Raw genomic sequence first — 16,499 nt, 5'->3', positions numbered from 1 at the left:
AAAGCGGGAGCGGCAATCCCGCCGGTTCGCACCCCTCCCGCGAACCTTCCTTCATGTCTAGAAGAAATCCAATGCCCCGCCAATTGCTGCGACGCAAAAAAGCCCGCCGCGGCAGGGATGCCGCGGCGGGCCGGTCAGGCGAGGGTCCAGCCAGGCTGGACGGCCCAGGACCTACATGCGGGCGCGGATGGCGGCGGCCATCTGCTCGGCGCTGAGCGCGCCGGAGAACTTGTCGCCATTGATGAAGAAGGTCGGGGTCGCGTTGACGCCGAATTCGTTCTGACCCTTCTGCTGGATCTCGACGATCTTCTCCTGCATCTCCTTGTCGTTCAGGCAGCTGGTGAACTCGTCCTGGCTCATGCCGGCGAGCTTGGCGATCTTCAAAAGCGCGGCCGAGGCGTTGTCGGCGCGGGCCCAGTCGTCCTGCTGGCTGAACAGGACATCGATCATCGCCGTGCGCTTGGCGTCGTCACCGGTGCAGCGGGCCAGCATGAAACCGGCGAGCGCGCGCGGATCGAAGGGGAATTCGCGGATGATCAGCTTGGCCTTGCCGGTGTCCAGGAAGTCCGTCTTGATCTGCGGATAGGAATTCTCGTGGAAGTCGGCGCAGTGGCTGCAGGTCATCGAGGCGTATTCGACGATCGTCACCGGCGCATCGGCATCGCCGATCACCACGTCGGGCAGCGGGCCCTCGGCCATCAGATCGGCGACATCCACCGAACCGCTGGATTCGGGCGCCTCGACGGCCGGCGTCGCGGGGGTTGCCGGCGCGGTGTCGGCCTGGGCCATCAGCACGGCACCCGAATTGGGCAGAACGGCGCTGGCCGCGGTGCTCTCCGCCTCGTCCGTGCAGCCGGCGATCGCAAGCAGCCCGGCTCCGGCGAGGAAGGCGGCAATTCGGGGCGCCTTCGCCAGGCGGGTACGGGCGGTCAGCGGATGAGTCATCGATGGAGCCTCGCTTGCAAAGAGAAACGCGTTCTCACCGGGATGTACGGGAGAAATGCGGCATTTCCAATGCCTGCGGGTCTCAGGCGGCCGCCGGGCAGCGGTGGCCGAACCGTGCGATGCTCAGCCTTTCGAGCGGCGCAGGGTGGTCTCGGCGAAGTCGCGCAACGCCTTCTGCAGCCGGGGATCCTCGATCCGGGCGACCATCTCGGCGACGCGCTGATGCTCGACGGGGGCGAGATCGCGCAGCTTCGGCTTGCGGTCCGGCCGGTGCTGGTTGACGGCTTTTTGAACGATCTTGATCCGGGCCACGGCGGCAAAGCCGAAGAAGGCGTTGACCCGCGCCAGCAATTCGCCGGTCTGGTGCTGCAGGCGCAGCGCCGCCGCTGCCTCGCAGGCGATGACCAGCGTCGCCGGCTCGAAGGGGTCGCCCTCGTCGCGCCGGGCCGGCCAGACCAGCTTCTCCGGCCGTGTCAGGTCGCGCAGGCCCGGCCCGGTGATCTCACCCCAGGCGGCGACCAGCCCGGTGGTCATGCCGGCCTTGCGGCGCAGGATCGGGTCCATCAGGCCGCCGACGAGATCGGCGACGGGTTGCGGGGTGCCGGTGCGGCGCCTGGCGCGCGGGTCATAGGGCGATGTCACGGGACGACCTTTCCGGATCGATGTCTGCGTGGGTCCGACACGCGGCAACAGGGCGTGTCGCGGCACCGGACCGCGCGCCGCACGGATAGCATGAAACGACGTGGACGTCGCCAGAGCGGACGCCGACCTGCTTGCGACAGACGGACGGCTCGCATTCGCCGCGCCGGGCCGTTACATCGCCCAGGACGCGGCCCGCATCGGGCCTCGCCGCCGATCCCCGGCCCGCCATCCAGACCGAGTGTTCAACCTGCCCATGCCCGCCGATCTCCGTCCGTTCGCGGATCATCTCCTTGCCTGGTACGATCGCCATGCGCGGGTGCTGCCCTGGCGCGTGTCGCCACAGGACCGGGCGCGTGGCATCCGGCCGGAGCCCTACCGGGTCTGGCTGTCGGAGATCATGCTGCAGCAAACGACGGTGGCGGCGGTGAAGGCCTATTTCGCCAAGTTCACGACGCGCTGGCCGCATGTCGCCGATCTCGCAGCCGCGCCGCAGCCGGCGGTTCTCGGCGAATGGGCCGGCCTTGGCTATTACGCCCGCGCCCGCAATCTGCATGCCTGCGCGATCCGCGTCACGGAGGAGTTCGGCGGCGCCTTTCCCCAGACGGCGACTGCGCTGCGGACCCTGCCCGGCATCGGCGATTATACCTCCGCGGCGATCGCCGCGATCGCCTTCGACGAGCCGGCGGCCGTCGTCGACGGCAATGTCGAGCGGGTCGTCACCCGGCTGTTTTCCATCGAAACGCCCCTGCCCCAGGCCCGCAAGGACATCCGGCTGCGCACCGCGGATCTCACCCCGCAGGAGCGACCCGGCGACTTTGCCCAGGCGATGATGGATCTCGGCGCGACGATCTGCACGCCGAAACGGCCGACCTGCATGGTCTGCCCGGTGCGTCCCATGTGCCGCGCCAGCGCCGAGGGGCGTGCGGAAGCCTTTCCGGTGAAGAAGCCGAAGGCGGCGGTCCCCGAGCGCAAGGGCGCGGCCTTTGTCGCGACGCGGCCGGCGGACGGCGCGGTCTGGCTGCGCCGGCGCGAGGCGCCCGGCATGCTGCAGGGCATGAGCGAACCGCCGGGCACCGGCTGGCACGCCAAGGCCGACGGCGCGACCGGCGCCGATGCCGCGCCGTTTGCCGCCGACTGGCGCTTCTGCGGCACGGTGGCGCACAGTTTCACGCATTTCCGGCTCGAACTTGAGGTCTACCGGGCCGAACTCACCGACGATCCGCCGGTCGAAGGCTGGTGGTGCCCGCCGGAGGCCCGCGGCGCCGAAGCCTTGCCGACCCTGATGCAGAAGGTGCTGGTGCGCGCCGAGGCCAGCCCGCCGGAACCCGCCGAGACACCGAAACGGAGACAGAGCCGATGACCCACCAGCATGTCGTCTTCGACATCGGCAAGGTGCTGATCCATTACGACCCGCACATCCCCTTCCGCGACATCATTCCGTCCGACGAACGCCGGCAGTTCTTCCTCGACCAGGTCTGCTCGCACGACTGGAACCTTGAGCAGGATCGCGGCCGGCCGTGGGAGGATGCGGAGGCCGAGGCGATCTCCCGCCATCCGCAGATGGCCGAGGAGATCCGCGCCTTCCGCCGCAACTGGCACCGCATGGTGCCGCATGCCTATGAGGGCAGCGTGGCGCTGCTCCATGGGCTGATCGATGCCGGCGTCGACGTGACGCTGCTGACCAATTTCGCCTCCGACACGTTTCGCGAGGCGCAGGCGAAGTTCCCGTTCCTGACCGCGACCCGCGGCGTGACCGTGTCCGGCGACATCCGCCTGATCAAGCCGGACCCGGCGATCTACGACCACCATGCCCGCAGCTTCGACCTGGCACCGGAGCGCACCCTGTTCATCGACGACAATCGCGCGAATGTCGACGCCGCCCGCGCGGCCGGCTGGAGCGCCATCCACTTCATCGACCCGGACCAGCTCGCCCGGGAACTGGCAGCAGAAGGCCTGCCGGTCGAAGCGGCCGGCAGGCCTTGAAACGTCAGACGTGAAGTAGAGGTCCGAAGGCGGTCAGACCGCCTCGACGGCCATCTGTTCGCGCATGGTCTGGCGCAGCGTGTCGATCGGGGTCAGGCCCTTCTTGGAATCGATGTGCCAGAAGGTCCAGCCATTGCAGGCGTCGAGCCCCTGCACCTTGGCGCCGATGCGGTGGATCGAGGCAGCGTCCTCGCCAATGGCGATGGTGCCGTCGGCCCGCACCCGCGCCGTCCAGCGGCGCTTGGCGTCGGTCAGCTCGGTGCCCGGCTTCACCAGGCCGGCTTCCAGAAGGCTGGCAAAGGGAATACGCGGCTCGGCACGCTTGCCGGCCGAGACCTTGAGCACCGTCGGGTCGAGCGCTTCCACAGCGGCGATGCGGGCTTCGGCCGCCTCGATATAGACGTCCTCGCGCTCGATGCCGACATAATGGCGGCCGAGACGCTTGGCGACGGCGCCGGTCGTGCCGGTGCCGAAGAACGGGTCGAGCACCACGTCGCCGGGCTTGGTCGACGACAGGAGCACGCGGGCGAGCAGCGCTTCCGGCTTCTGGGTCGGATGCGTCTTGCGACCCTCGGCGTCCTTCAGCCGCTCGCCGCCCGAGCAGATCGGGAACAGCCAGTCGGAGCGCATCTGCACGTCGTCATTGGCCGACTTCATGGCGTCGTAATTGAAGGTGTAGCCCTTGGCATTGGCGTCGCGCGACGCCCAGATCATCGTCTCGTGGGCGTTCTGGAACCGGCGGCCGCGGAAGTTCGGCATCGGGTTGGTCTTGCGCCACACGACGTCGTTCAGCATCCAGAAGCCCAGATCCTGCATCATCGCGCCGACGCGGAAGATGTTGTGATACGAGCCGATCACCCAGATCGTGCCGTTCGGCTTGAGCACCCGGCGCGCGGCCAGGAGCCAGGCGCGGGTGAAGGCGTCATAGGCCTGGAAGCTCTCGAACTGGTCCCAGTGATCGTCCACCGCATCGACCTTGGACTGGTCGGGCCGGTGCAGATCGCCGCCAAGCTGCAGATTGTAGGGCGGGTCGGCGAAGATCACGTCGACCGAATTCTCGGGCAGCGCGGCCATCTGCGACACGCAGTGCCCCTTGTGGATCCGGTCCAGCCAGGCGGGTTTTTCCGCTTCGCAATTAACCACCTTGAGGGACGCGGAACGCTTGTAAGCCATCTTCACCACCGGACTACGCAGGACATTGAACCGGCGTCATGGTTACCGAACGACGTAAACAATCGGTGAAATCCTGCCTTTGTCGCGCCCTCGTGCTCGTGCTACCGGACCCCTCGCACCATCTGCGCCCCGCGCAACCTTCGACGCAGTCGGCCTTCGCGCCGTCGCCCTTCGCCAAAAACTTTCTTCGGAGCCCCCCATGTCCGAACCCCTGCTCGTGATCTTCGACTGCGACGGTGTCCTCGTCGATTCGGAGGTGATCGCCGCGCAGGTGCAGGCCGAGATCCTCGCCGAGCACGGCGTCGAGATCGATGCCGGCGAACTCGCCATCCGCTTTGCCGGGCTGACCTGGCCGATGATCCTGAAGCGCCTGTCTGACGAGCTGGGCCGCAGCTTCCCCGAGGATCTCATCGCTCGCGTCAATGCCGAGGTGGACCAGCGGCTGGAATCCGACGTGGAAGAGATTGCCGGCGCCCGCATGGCGCTGGATCAGCTCACCCTGCCGCGCTGCATCTGCTCGAACTCGTCGTCGCAGCGTCTCGAGCTGGAGCTCGAGCATGTCGGGCTATGGGACTATTTCTTCCCGCATGTCTTCAGCGCGCCCGAGGTCGGCACGCAGAAGGTCAAGCCGGCGCCGGACGTGTTCGTCCATGCCTGCGAGCAGTTCGGCGTGGCGCCGCAGGCCGCCATCGTCATCGAGGATTCGGTCCATGGGGTGACCGCCGCCGTCGCCGCCGGCTGCCGCGTCGTCGGCTTCACCGGCGCCGGCCACAGCTTTCCGGGCCATGCCGACGCCCTGACAGAGGCGGGCGCCGAGACGGTGATCAGCCGGCTTGCGGACTTTCCCGCCGTCGTCGACGCCTTCGTCAGCTGGCAGGACGCCTGAACGGCAGGCGCGCTATTCCGGCGCGCCTTCGTCGAAGCCGGCGAAGATCACGATGCCGGCGGTCGGCGCCGGGTCGATGAGCACCGACTCGTCGACATAGGTGAAGGTCTGGGCGCCGCCATTGCGGGTGATCGCGACGGTCTGCTGGCCAAGCTCGGAGTAGACCACGTCGTTGCCGCGCAGCACCGCGACGCGGATCGGCAGGCGCACGCTGCGGTCCTGGGCCACGGCCCCGGGGGTGATGCGGCCGAGGACGCCGATCTTCATCAGGAGCTTGCCGTCGACGATGCGGCAGTCGCGGGTCGTCTCGGCGATGTTGGCGACGTAGTCGACCTCGGAGCCGATGGTCTTGCGCAGGATCGCGGTGCCTTCGCGAAGGGTCACCGTCGGGCAGTAGCGGGCCTCGCCGCCCTGGTCGAACTGGCTCGATGCGGTGACCGAGGACGGCGGAATGGCCAGCGCCCCGGCATCGCCGAGATCGGCCTTGGGGGTGGTGGAATTGCAGGCGGCGAGCAGCGCCAGCGCACCGCCGAGGGCGAGGCCACCGGCCAGCCGGCGCAGCGCGGGAAGACGGCGGCTGATCGCGGTGCCGGGACCCTGCACGGAAATGCCCTCGTCGATGGCGTTGCGTTCACCATTGGTCGCTATGGGGGGCACTACCATATGCATCGCTCGGTCCTTCCGTTATCGTGGCGCGCCGTTCTATATCAGCCGCCCGTCGGTTAGGCGACCGACAGCGGAACATGGCGGAGCGCCGACCGGCACACGGTGCGCTCGCGGCCGAACAGAATGCCGGGAGCGATCCCGGTCCGAAGCGAAGTGGAGACGAAGTGAGATATGTGAGTTCGCGGGGAGAGGCTCCTGTCCTCGGTTTTGCCGACACACTTCTGGCAGGTCTCGCGAATGACGGCGGGCTGTATCTCCCGGAGACCTGGCCGCAGATCTCGGCGGAAACGATCCGCGGATTCGCCGGCCGGCCCTATGCCGAAGTCGCCTTCGAGGTCCTCCTGCCCTATGTCGGCGAGGACATCGCCCCGGACGATCTGAAGCGCATGGTCGACGAGGCCTATGCGACCTTCCCGCATCCGGCCGTCGCGCCCCTCGTCCAGCTCGGCCCGTCGCATTTCGTGCTGGAGCTCTTCCACGGCCCGACCCTGGCCTTCAAGGACGTGGCGATGCAGCTCATCGCGCGGCTGATGGACCATGTGCTCGCCCAGCGCGGCCGCCGCGCCACCATCGTCGGCGCCACCTCGGGCGACACCGGCGGCGCCGCCATCGCGGCCTTCGCCGCCAGCCAGCGCACCGACATGTTCATCCTGTTCCCGCATGGCCGCGTCTCGCCGGTGCAGCAGCGCCAGATGACGACCTCGGGGGCGGACAACGTCCACGCGGTGGCCGTCGACGGCACCTTCGACGACTGCCAGGCCTTGGTGAAGGCGATGTTCAATCACGCCGCCTTCCGCCAGAAGGCGGCGCTGTCGGGCGTGAACTCGATCAACTGGGGCCGGATCATGGCCCAGATCGTCTATTACTTCACCGCCGCCGCCAGCCTCGGCGCGCCGGAGCGGGCCGTCTCCTTCACCGTGCCGACCGGCAATTTCGGCGACATCTTCGCCGGCTACGCCGCCAAGCGCATGGGCCTGCCGGTCGAGCGGCTGGTGATCGCCACCAACGAGAACGACATTCTCGTGCGCACGCTCGATCGCGGCCGCTACGAGACCACCGGCGTCCACGCCACCACCTCGCCCTCGATGGACATCCAGGTGTCGTCGAATTTCGAGCGGCTGATCTTCGAGGCGAGCGGACGCGACGGCGACATGGTGCGCGGCCTGATGCAGCAGCTGGCCCAGTCCGGCTCCTTCACCCTGCCCGAGGCGGTTCTGGCGGCGATCCGGGCCGAATTCGATGCCGGCGCGACGGACCAGGCCGAGACCGCCGACATCATCCGCCGCACCCTCACCGGCACGGCCTATCTCCTCGATCCGCACACCGCCGTCGGCGTCGGCGTGGCGGGGAGCCGGCTCGGCCGCGAGGCGATGATCACGCTCGGCACCGCCCATCCGGCGAAGTTCCCGGACGCGATCGAGAAGGCCGTCCAGATCACCCCCGCATTGCCGCCCAGCCACGGCGACCTGATGCAGAAGCGCGAGACCATGGATCGCCTGCCGAACGAGATCGGCGCCGTGGAATCCTACATCCTCGCGCGCACGCGCGCCGTCGACCAGGGAGCCGAAGCATGAGCGTCGAGGTCACCAAGCTTTCGAACGGACTGACCATTGCGACCGAGACGATGCCGCATCTGGAGAGCGCCTGTCTCGGCATCTGGGTAAAGGCTGGCGCCCGCGACGAGGCGCCCCGGGAGCATGGCATCGCCCATCTTCTGGAGCATATGGCGTTCAAGGGGACGAGCCGGCGCAGCGCCCGGCAGATCGCCGAGGAGATCGAGGATGTCGGCGGCGAGATGAACGCCGCGACCAGCGTCGAGACCACCTCCTACTATGCCCGCGTCCTCAAGAACGACGTGCCGCTGGCGCTCGACATCCTGACCGACATCCTGATCGATTCGCGCTTCGACGAGCAGGAGCTGGAACGCGAGCAGCAGGTCATCCTGCAGGAGATCGGCGCGGCGGAAGACACGCCCGACGACATCGTCTTCGACCATTTCCAGGAAGCCGCCTTTCACAAGCAGATCATCGGCCGGCCGATCCTGGGCACCCGCGAGACGGTGAAATCCTTCTCGCCCGACGATCTGCGCGGCTATCTCGCCCGGCACTATTCGCCCGACAAGATGATCGTCTCGGCGGCCGGCGCCGTGTCGCACCGCGCCATCGTCGACCAGATCGAGGCGGCCTTCGGCGGAACGGCCTCGGTGTCGCCGCTACCGCTGGAATCCTCGCCGCGCCAGGCGGCGTCCTATACGGGCGGCGAGTTCCGCCAGGAGCGCGACCTGATGGACGCGCAGATGGTGCTCGGCTTCGAGGGCCGCGCCTATTACGCCCGCGACTTCTACGCCTCGCAGGTGCTGTCGCTGATCCTCGGCGGCGGCATGTCCTCGCGCCTGTTCCAGGAGATCCGCGAGCGCCGGGGCCTGTGCTACGCGATCTACGCCTTCCACTGGAGCTTCTCCGATTCCGGCATCTTCGGCATCCATGCCGCGACCGGCGAGGAGGAGCTGGCGGAACTGGCGCCGGTCATCGCCGACGAGCTGACCCGGGCCGCGGCCGGCATCTCCGAGCCTGAGGTCAACCGGGCCCGGGCGCAGATGCGCGCCAGCCTGCTGATGTCGCAGGAAAGCCCGGCCGCCCGCGCGGCGCAGATCGCCCGGCAGATGCTGTTCAACGGCGCGACGATCACCAACGAGGAACTCATCGCGCGGCTCGAGGCGATCACCGCGCCGCGGCTCGCTGATCTCGCCGAGCGCACGTTCGTGGGCACCGTGCCCACCCTTGCCGCCATCGGACCGGTGTCCCGTCTGCCGAGCCGCGACGTCCTTGCCGAACGGCTTGCCGGCGCGTCGTCCGGCGCCGAGGCGAGGCTCGCGACCAGCCACTGATCCGCCGATGAGGATCCTGGAGCATCTCGCCGGGCCGCCCGTCCCCGCGCTGCACGGCGAGGGCATCCTTCTGCGCATGCCCCGGCGCAGCGACTATGCGGCGTGGCGGGACCTGCGCGGCGAAAGCCGCAACTTCCTGAAACCCTGGGAGCCGCTCTGGGCCGCGGACGAACTGTCCTGGGAGGCCTATCGCCAGCGCCTGCGCCGCTATGCGCACGATGCGCGCGACGGCGTCAGCTACACCTTCTTCCTGTTCGACGCCTCCGGCCGCACGCTCTATGGCGGCACGACGCTCAGCCAGATCCGGCGCGGCGTCGCCCAGTCGGGCACGCTCGGCTACTGGATGGGCGAGCGCCATGCCGGCGCCGGCCTGATGGCGCGGGCGGTTGAGCAGATGAAGCTGTTCGCCTTCGACGTGCACCGCCTGCACCGGATCGAGGCGGCCTGCCTGCCGCGCAACCGGCGCTCCATCGGGCTCCTGGAGAAATGCGGTTTCGTCCGCGAGGGTCATCTGCGAAGCTATCTGAAGATCGCCGGACGCTGGGAAGACCATTATCTCTATTCGCTTCTGGCCGAAGAATGGTCGTCTTCGCAGCCCAGGGCTCGCATGGGCGCGGCCGTGGTGCAATAAACGCGAAGCGCGGGCGGGGGTGAGTCGGAATGCAAGGTCGGGGCACAACGTGAAGGCGAAAGCCATCAGCAATCGGAAAAGCGGCGTCGGGCCGATCGGTCTGGCCGCGCGGTGGTTCTTGTCGCTGGCCTTCGTCCTCGTTGCGCTCGTCGTCTCGGCGCCGCCGTCCCTCGCGCTTGAAGCCGTCAGCATCTCGCGCGGCGACACCGCCATCGACATGCTGCCCGCCGTCGACGTCTATCGTGGCAAGGGCCGTGCCTTCCAGGTTGCGACCGTCCCCGGCGCCGACGGCATCGTGCGCCGCATCGAGATCGAGGCGCAGTCGGCGCAGGCCTCCGGCGACTGGGCGGTCTTCGCGCTCGCCAACAACACCGACAAGCAGATCGACCGGCTCGTCGTCGCCCCGCATTTCCGGCTGGTGGGCTCCGGCGTCGTCTGGCCCGATCTCGGCTCCCAGCGCATCGCCTCGATTACGCCCAGCCAGGGCTTTGCACTGGAGCGCCAGCCGAGCACCGATGCCGACGTCTTCCTGGTGACCCTCGATCCCGGCGCGATCGTCACCTTCGTCGCCGAACTGGCCTCGCCGAACCTGCCGGACCTGCGCCTGTGGGAGCCGAACGCCTACAAGGATACGGTGAACGCCTTCACGCTCTATCGCGGCATCGTCCTCGGCATTGCCGGCCTGCTGGCGGTGTTCCTGACCATCCTGTTCGTCGTGAAGGGATCGGCGATGTTCCCCGCCACCGCGTCGCTGGCCTGGGCGGTGCTGGCCTATATCTGCATCGACTTCGACTTCTGGCAAAAACTGGTGCCGATCCTTCCCGGGCAGGAACGGGTCTGGCGGGCCGGCACCGAAGTGTCGCTCGCTTTCACCCTCGTCCTGTTCCTCTTCGCCTATCTCAATCTCAATCGCTGGCACGGCGTGCTGTCGATCTTCACCATCATGTGGCTGGCGGCGCTGGGCACGGTCGGCGTCGTCGCCGCCTTCGACCCGGTGGTCGCCTCGGGCATTGCCCGCATCTCGCTGGCCGCGACGGCCGCGCTCGGCCTCGGCATCATCGGTACGCTCGCCGTGCAGCGCTCCGACCGGGCGATCATGCTGATCCCCACCTGGTGCCTCGTCATCCTCTGGGTGTTCGCCGGCTGGTCCACCGTGACCGGCCGCATCGACAACGACATAATTCAGCCGGCGCTGGGCGGCGGCTTGGTGCTTATCGTCCTCCTGATCGGCTTCACCGTCATGCAGCACGCCTTTGCCGGCGGCGGCTTCGCGCAGGGGCTGCTGTCGGACCTGGAGCGTCGCTCGCTGGCGCTCGCCGGCACCGGCGACGCGATCTTCGACTGGGACGTCAGCCGCGACCGCATCTTCGCCGGCGCCGACGGCGACACGCTGGCCGGCATGCCGGTCGGCACCATGAACGGGCCGGCGCGCGACTGGCTGCCGGTCCTGCATCCGGACGACCGCGACCGCTTCAAGGTCACGCTCGATACCATCCTCGAACATCGCCGCGGCCGCATCATCCAGGATTTCCGCCTGCGCGACGAGGACGGCCATTATCACTGGGTCTCGCTGCGCGCCCGCCCGGTGCTCGGCAGCGATGGCGAGGTGGTGCGCTGCGTCGGCACGCTCAAGGACGTCACCGATGCCAAGAAGGCCGAGGAACGGCTGCTGCACGACGCGCTGCACGACCAACTGACCGGCCTGCCGAACCGCGAATTGTTCCGCGACCGGCTGGAGGCCATCGGCGTCCTTGCCATGACGCGGGCCGACGTGCAGCCGACGATCATCGTCATCGACCTCGACCGCTTCAAACAGGTCAACGACGATTTCGGCATCGCCACCGGCGACACCATCCTCCTGACCATCGGACGCCGCCTGAAGCGCCTCCTGAAGCCGCAGGATTCGCTGGCCCGGCTCGGCAGCGACCAGTTCGGACTGATCCTCCTGTCGGAGACCGAAGTCACCGCGGTGGCCGATTTCGCCGAGGGCCTGCGCAACGCCATCAAGGCGCCGATCGCCTTCGCCAATCGCGAGATCGTCCTGACCGGTTCGATCGGTCTCACCGGCTGGACCGATGCCTCGACCTCGGACGAGGCGCTCAAGGAAGCCGAGCTGGCCATGTACCAGGCCAAGCGCAATGGCGGGGACAGCATCGAGCCGTTCCGGCCGGCCTATCGCAGCGTCGGCTATGGCCGCCTGGAGCTGGAATCGGATCTGCGCCGGGCATTCGAGCGCAACGAGCTGTCGCTTGCCTTCCAGCCGATCGTCACGCTGGAAACCGAAGACATCGCCGGCTTCGAGGCGCTGTTGCGCTGGGAGCATCCGCGGCGCGGCGCGATCTCGCCGGCGGAATTCGTGCCCATCGCCGAGAGCACCGGCCTGATCGTCCAGCTCGGCCAGTTTGCGCTGGAGGAGGCCTGCCGCCGGCTCGGCGACTGGCAGCGCATGACCGGCGACGAGAACCTGTTCGTCTCGGTCAACATCTCCAGCCGGCAGCTCATCCGCCAAGATCTGATCGGCGACGTGAAGACCGTCATCGAGCGCTACCGGATCTCGCCGAACAGCCTCAAGCTGGAGCTGACGGAATCGCTGGTGATGGACAATCCGGAGCGTTCCGCCCAGCTGCTGACCCGCCTGAAGGCGCTCGGTGTCGGCCTGTCGCTGGACGATTTCGGCACCGGCTATTCGTCGCTCGCCTATCTGATGGGCTTTCCCTTCGACACGCTGAAGATCGACCAGTCCTTCCTGAAGAACAACAGCCAGCCGCAGCGGCCGATCATCCTGCATTCGATCGTCACCATGGCCCACGATCTGGGACTGAAGGTCGTGGCGGAAGGTATCGAGAGCGATGCCGACGTCATGCAGCTGCGCCAGCTCGGCTGCGAATTCGCCCAGAGCTTCAAGTTCTCGCCGCCGCTCGGCTCCGATCAGGTGCGCAAGATCCTCGACGACCGGGCGGTGGGCCTGAAGCGCGCCAGCTAGGACGCGCCCGGCTCAGGCGTGGCCGGCCTCGCTGGCCAGGAACGCCGGCTCGATGCCTAGCAGGCCCAGCGCACGGTCGTATTTGCTGTCCAGTTCGACGTCGAAGACGATGTCGAGATCGGCCTTGCAGGTCAGCCAGCCATTGGCCGCGATCTCGCTCTCGAGCTGGCCCGGCGACCAGCCGGCATAGCCGAGCGCCATGATCGCCGTCGTCGGCCCGACGCCCCTGGAGATCGCCTTGAGGATGTCGATGGTCGGGGTCAGCGAGATGTTGTCGGCCACGGCCACGGTGGATTCGGAATCATAGTCGTCCGAATGCAGGACGAAGCCCCGCCCCTTCTCGACCGGCCCGCCCATGCAGACGCAGATCTCCTGTCCTGATCTCGGCATCCGGATATCGCGCTCGCTGGCGACGATGCCGAGCTGGGTCATGAGTTCGCCGAAGCCGACCGGCTGCGGCTTGTTGATGATAAAGCCCATCGCGCCGCTCGGCGAATGGGCGCAGACATAGATCACGGCGCGCGCGAAGCGCTCGTCGCCCATGCCCGGCATGGCGATGAGGAAATGCCCTTCCAGGGAAGAGTCCGTCGAATTTCTGCCGATTTCGGTTTCGAGATCCATGGCATCCAGATGCTTGCGGGGCTTTCACGATAGATGGCATCGCGGCGATGTCAAAACCAGAGCGCGCGGCGCGGCCCGATTTGCCGGTCGGCGTCGCGGCTTGTTGAATGGCCAGCGGCCCTTGACCGCGCTAACCACGAGGTCGGGCGGGCCATGCGCCGCAGATCGTTTCAGGGCAGAGGACACCGCAGATGAGATGGATTGCGCGGATCGCCGGCGGCATCGCCGCGATGGCGATGGGAACGGCAACGGCCGAGGCAGGCTCCACATCGACCTATGCCAGCGAGCAGGTGACGCTGCGGCTCGTTGCCGGTGAAGCCGCGCCGGACGGCACGGTTCGCGGCGCGCTGCTGGTCGATCTCGCGCCGGGCTGGCACACCTACTGGCTCGATCCGGGCGCCTCGGGCATCCCGCCGCACATCGACTTCACGGCCACGGACAATCTGGCGGCCGCCGATCTGAAATTTCCGGCGCCGCTGCGCTTCGGCGAAGGCATCGCCCGCGCCAATGGCTACGAGAACGCCGTCGCCATCGGCTACGCGCTGACCCCGCGGCCCGGCACCACGCTCGACACGGTGACCGCCAGCCTCGCCATCGGCGTGTGCCAGGACATCTGCATTCCGGTGCAGGCGGAGCTCGCGGCCGAAGCCGGCGACGCGGCGGCGGCCGAGACCGTCGCGGCGACCTTCGCCGCCCTGCCCACCCGCGACGGCCCGCTCGGGCGGATCAGCTCGGCCGTTCTGCCCGCCGGCGGCGACGTGCTGACCGTCGCCGTGGAGACGGTGCTCGACGCGCAGGACGCCGATCTCTTCGTGCGCGGGCCGGAGGGCTGGTATTTCGACGAGCCGGCAACGCCGGTGCGCAATGGCGACAGTCTCGAATTCCGCGTACCCGTCGTCGGGCGCCCGCGCGGTGCGACGGACGGGCCGGCAACGGTCGACATGGTGGTCACCGGCGCGCGCGGCGACTTTGCCGCCGATGCGGTGCCGGTCACCACATACACGCCCGGCTGAACGGCTCGACAAAGCCCTCCACCTCGCCTCATATGGCGCCGGGCCGTAACGCCACGCATTTCACGAAGGGAACGACCAGATGACCATCGGTATCGGCGACAAGCTTCCGAACGCGACACTGAAGACCAAGACCTCCGACGGTCCGGCAGACCTGTCCACCGACGAGATCTTCGCCGGCAAGAAGGTCGTGCTGTTCGCCGTGCCCGGCGCCTTCACGCCGACCTGCTCGATGAATCACCTGCCGGGCTTCCTGACCCACAATGACGAGATCCGCGCCAAGGGCGTCGACACCATCGCCGTCGTCGCGGTCAACGACATCTTCGTCATGGGCGCCTGGGAGAAGGCCAACGACGCGGCCGGCAAGATCCTGTTCCTGTCCGACGGCAATGGCGAGTTCACCAAGGCCCTCGGCCTCGACATCGACCTCTCGGTCGCCGGTCTCGGCCTGCGCTCCAAGCGCTATTCGATGATCGTCGAGGACGGCGTCGTGAAGTCGCTGAACGTCGAGGAATCGCCGGGCCAGGCCGAGCGCTCGACCGCCGAGGCCGTTCTCGAGCAGCTCTGATCCGGATAATTCCGTCCCCGCGGCCTGTGCTGCGGGGACGGGCGCGGACTTTCCAAGTCGCGCCTATGCGCTGCGCTTGCGGCGCTTGAACGGCTCCATGCCGTCGCGGGCAAGCTGGTCGGCGCGCTCGTTCATCTCGTCGCCGGCATGGCCTTTCACCCAGTGGAAGGTGACGTCGTGACGCCCCTTCTCCTCCTCCAGCTTCTGCCAGAGCTCGGCGTTCTTCACCGGCTTCTTGTCGGCGGTCTTCCAGCCGTTGCGCTTCCAGCCGTGGATCCACTTGGTGATGCCGTCGCGCATATATTGCGAGTCGGAATAGATATCGACCGGGCAGGACCGCTTCAGGGCCGTCAGCGCCTGGATCACCGCGAGCAGCTCCATCCGGTTGTTGGTGGTGTGCTCCTCGCCGCCCTTCAGTTCCTTCTCATTGCCGTTGAAGCGCAGGATCGCGCCCCAGCCGCCGGGTCCCGGATTGCCCGAACAGGCACCGTCGGTGTGGATCTCGACCCGTCCCTCGGCGCTCATGCCGTCACCCGCTCGTCGTCATAGCCATAGTCCGAGACGCTCTTCACCGACCGGTGGAAGCGCAGCTTGCCGAGATATTCCATCGGATCCTTCTTGGTCACGAAGGAATCGTCGGGCACCGTCAGCCAGTCGTAGAGCCGGGTCAGCAGGAAGCGCAGCGCCGCGCCCCGGCACAGCACCGGCAAGGCCGCCAGCTCCGCCGCGCTCAGCGGCCGCACGCTGGCATAGCCGCCGATCAGCGCCCGGCCCTTGGTGATGTTGAAGCTGCCGTCCTGCTCGAAGCACCAGGCGCAGACGGCGATCGCCAGATCGTAGGCGAGAAGGTCGTTGCAGGCGAAATAGAAGTCGATCAGGCCGGACAATTCGCCCGACAGGAAGAAGACGTTGTCGGGGAAGAGATCGGCGTGGATGACGCCCTTCGGCAGATCGGCCGGCCAGTTCGCCTCGACGAAATCGAGCTCCGCGCCGATCTCTGCGGCAAGCCCCGCCTCGATGCCGTCGACCCGGTCGCCGCAGCTTTCGAACAGCGGCCGCCAGTCGGCAACGGCAAGGCCGTTGCGCCGGTGCAGCGGGAAGTCGGCGGCCTTGCCGTGCATGCCGGCCAGCGCTGCGCCGACGGCGCGGCAATGCTGGGGCGCGGGACGGCGGGTCCACATGCCTTCGAGAAAGGTGAAGATTGCCGCCGGGCGGCCCGACAATTCGCCGAGGGACTCGCCGCCGCGCGTGTGCACCGGCAGCGGACAGGACAGGCCCCGCTCGGCCAGATGCTCCATCAGCCCGACGAAGAACGGCAAGTCCGACCGGTTCACCCGCTTCTCGTAAAGCGTGAGGATGTAGGTGCCCACCGTGGTGCGCAGCAGGAAGTTGGAATTCTCCACCCCCTCGGCGATGCCCTTGTAGCTCAGCAGTTCGCCGATGTCGTAGGCGCCGATGAACTCGGCGAGCTGCGGCTCGGAGACGTCCGTATAGACAGCCATGG

At 67.9% G+C, this 16,499-nt stretch carries 16 protein-coding genes; 9 read left to right on the top strand and 7 right to left on the bottom strand.

What is annotated here, in order from left to right; translation table 11 throughout:
* Positions 1 to 171: 171 nt before the first annotated feature.
* Together H536_RS0108215 and H536_RS0108210 are read right to left on the bottom strand one after the other, a co-directional pair.
* Positions 172 to 945, bottom strand: coding sequence for a DsbA family protein (locus H536_RS0108215; protein ID WP_024350010.1), 774 nt, complete (start codon positions 943 to 945; stop codon positions 172 to 174).
* Between the two features lie 123 nt (positions 946 to 1,068).
* Positions 1,069 to 1,587 carry a DUF721 domain-containing protein gene (locus tag H536_RS0108210; protein ID WP_024350009.1) on the bottom strand — a complete coding sequence of 173 codons (519 nt, stop codon included), beginning with the start codon at positions 1,585 to 1,587 and terminating at the stop codon, positions 1,069 to 1,071.
* Positions 1,588 to 1,840: 253 nt separating this feature from the next.
* On the opposite strand from H536_RS0108210, the gene mutY reads away from it, so the two are divergent.
* Entirely contained in the window at positions 1,841 to 2,947 is a 1,107-nt protein-coding gene (gene mutY, locus H536_RS0108205) for an A/G-specific adenine glycosylase (RefSeq protein WP_024350008.1), read from the top strand.
* A complete protein-coding gene (locus H536_RS0108200) occupies positions 2,944 to 3,570 on the top strand; it encodes an HAD family hydrolase (protein WP_024350007.1) in 627 nt (208 codons plus the stop codon). The genes mutY and H536_RS0108200 overlap by 4 nt, the downstream gene beginning before the upstream one ends.
* 33 nt (positions 3,571 to 3,603) lie before the next feature.
* Here H536_RS0108200 and H536_RS0108195 read toward each other — a convergent pair whose 3' ends face one another.
* The gene (locus H536_RS0108195) at positions 3,604 to 4,743 is read right to left on the bottom strand and encodes a site-specific DNA-methyltransferase (protein ID WP_024350006.1); all 1,140 of its coding nucleotides are present in this window, start codon (positions 4,741 to 4,743) and stop codon (positions 3,604 to 3,606) included.
* A 199-nt stretch (positions 4,744 to 4,942) separates the two neighbouring features.
* Here H536_RS0108195 and H536_RS0108190 point away from each other — a divergent pair, with 199 nt between their 5' ends.
* Positions 4,943 to 5,629, top strand: a complete 687-nt coding sequence (locus tag H536_RS0108190) for an HAD family hydrolase (protein ID WP_024350005.1) — start codon at positions 4,943 to 4,945, stop codon at positions 5,627 to 5,629.
* A gap of 12 nt (positions 5,630 to 5,641) precedes the next feature.
* Here the strand turns inward: H536_RS0108190 and H536_RS23175 are convergent, their stop codons facing one another.
* A complete protein-coding gene (locus H536_RS23175) occupies positions 5,642 to 6,298 on the bottom strand; it encodes a hypothetical protein (protein ID WP_024350004.1) in 657 nt (218 codons plus the stop codon).
* Positions 6,299 to 6,459: 161 nt separating this feature from the next.
* Between H536_RS23175 and thrC the strand changes: the two genes are divergently transcribed.
* From thrC to H536_RS0108165, 4 genes are all read left to right on the top strand, one after another.
* Positions 6,460 to 7,869 carry a threonine synthase gene (gene thrC, locus H536_RS0108180; protein WP_024350003.1) on the top strand — a complete coding sequence of 470 codons (1,410 nt, stop codon included), beginning with the start codon at positions 6,460 to 6,462 and terminating at the stop codon, positions 7,867 to 7,869.
* Positions 7,866 to 9,182 carry a M16 family metallopeptidase gene (locus H536_RS0108175; protein WP_024350002.1) on the top strand — a complete coding sequence of 439 codons (1,317 nt, stop codon included), beginning with the start codon at positions 7,866 to 7,868 and terminating at the stop codon, positions 9,180 to 9,182. The genes thrC and H536_RS0108175 overlap by 4 nt, the downstream gene beginning before the upstream one ends.
* 7 nt (positions 9,183 to 9,189) lie before the next feature.
* Positions 9,190 to 9,813 (top strand): GNAT family N-acetyltransferase, encoded by a 624-nt coding sequence (locus H536_RS0108170; RefSeq protein ID WP_024350001.1) that lies wholly within the window; start codon positions 9,190 to 9,192, stop codon positions 9,811 to 9,813.
* A 94-nt stretch (positions 9,814 to 9,907) separates the two neighbouring features.
* On the top strand, positions 9,908 to 12,796 hold the full coding sequence (locus H536_RS0108165; RefSeq protein WP_035694765.1) for an EAL domain-containing protein: 2,889 nt from the start codon (positions 9,908 to 9,910) through the stop codon (positions 12,794 to 12,796).
* 12 nt (positions 12,797 to 12,808) lie between these two features.
* Here the strand turns inward: H536_RS0108165 and H536_RS0108160 are convergent, their stop codons facing one another.
* The gene (locus H536_RS0108160) at positions 12,809 to 13,417 is read right to left on the bottom strand and encodes a YqgE/AlgH family protein (protein WP_024349999.1); all 609 of its coding nucleotides are present in this window, start codon (positions 13,415 to 13,417) and stop codon (positions 12,809 to 12,811) included.
* Positions 13,418 to 13,608: 191 nt separating this feature from the next.
* On the opposite strand from H536_RS0108160, the gene H536_RS23170 reads away from it, so the two are divergent.
* Positions 13,609 to 14,430 (top strand): protein-disulfide reductase DsbD domain-containing protein, encoded by an 822-nt coding sequence (locus H536_RS23170; protein WP_024349998.1) that lies wholly within the window; start codon positions 13,609 to 13,611, stop codon positions 14,428 to 14,430.
* A gap of 79 nt (positions 14,431 to 14,509) precedes the next feature.
* The gene (locus tag H536_RS0108150) at positions 14,510 to 14,995 is read left to right on the top strand and encodes a peroxiredoxin (RefSeq protein WP_024349997.1); all 486 of its coding nucleotides are present in this window, start codon (positions 14,510 to 14,512) and stop codon (positions 14,993 to 14,995) included.
* A gap of 63 nt (positions 14,996 to 15,058) precedes the next feature.
* Here the strand turns inward: H536_RS0108150 and rnhA are convergent, their stop codons facing one another.
* Both rnhA and H536_RS0108140 read right to left on the bottom strand, forming a co-directional pair.
* Complete coding sequence (gene rnhA / locus H536_RS0108145) at positions 15,059 to 15,520, bottom strand: ribonuclease HI (RefSeq protein WP_024349996.1); 462 nt, start codon at positions 15,518 to 15,520, stop codon at positions 15,059 to 15,061.
* Positions 15,517 to 16,497: a homoserine kinase gene (locus H536_RS0108140; protein ID WP_024349995.1), complete on the bottom strand. Its 981-nt coding sequence runs from the start codon at positions 16,495 to 16,497 to the stop codon at positions 15,517 to 15,519. Before H536_RS0108140 ends, rnhA begins: the two co-directional genes overlap by 4 nt.
* Positions 16,498 to 16,499 lie beyond the last annotated feature (2 nt).

Source organism: Aurantimonas coralicida DSM 14790 (genome assembly GCF_000421645.1).
Lineage (GTDB): Bacteria > Pseudomonadota > Alphaproteobacteria > Rhizobiales > Rhizobiaceae > Aurantimonas > Aurantimonas coralicida.
This window is presented reverse-complemented; position numbering and strand designations above follow the sequence as displayed.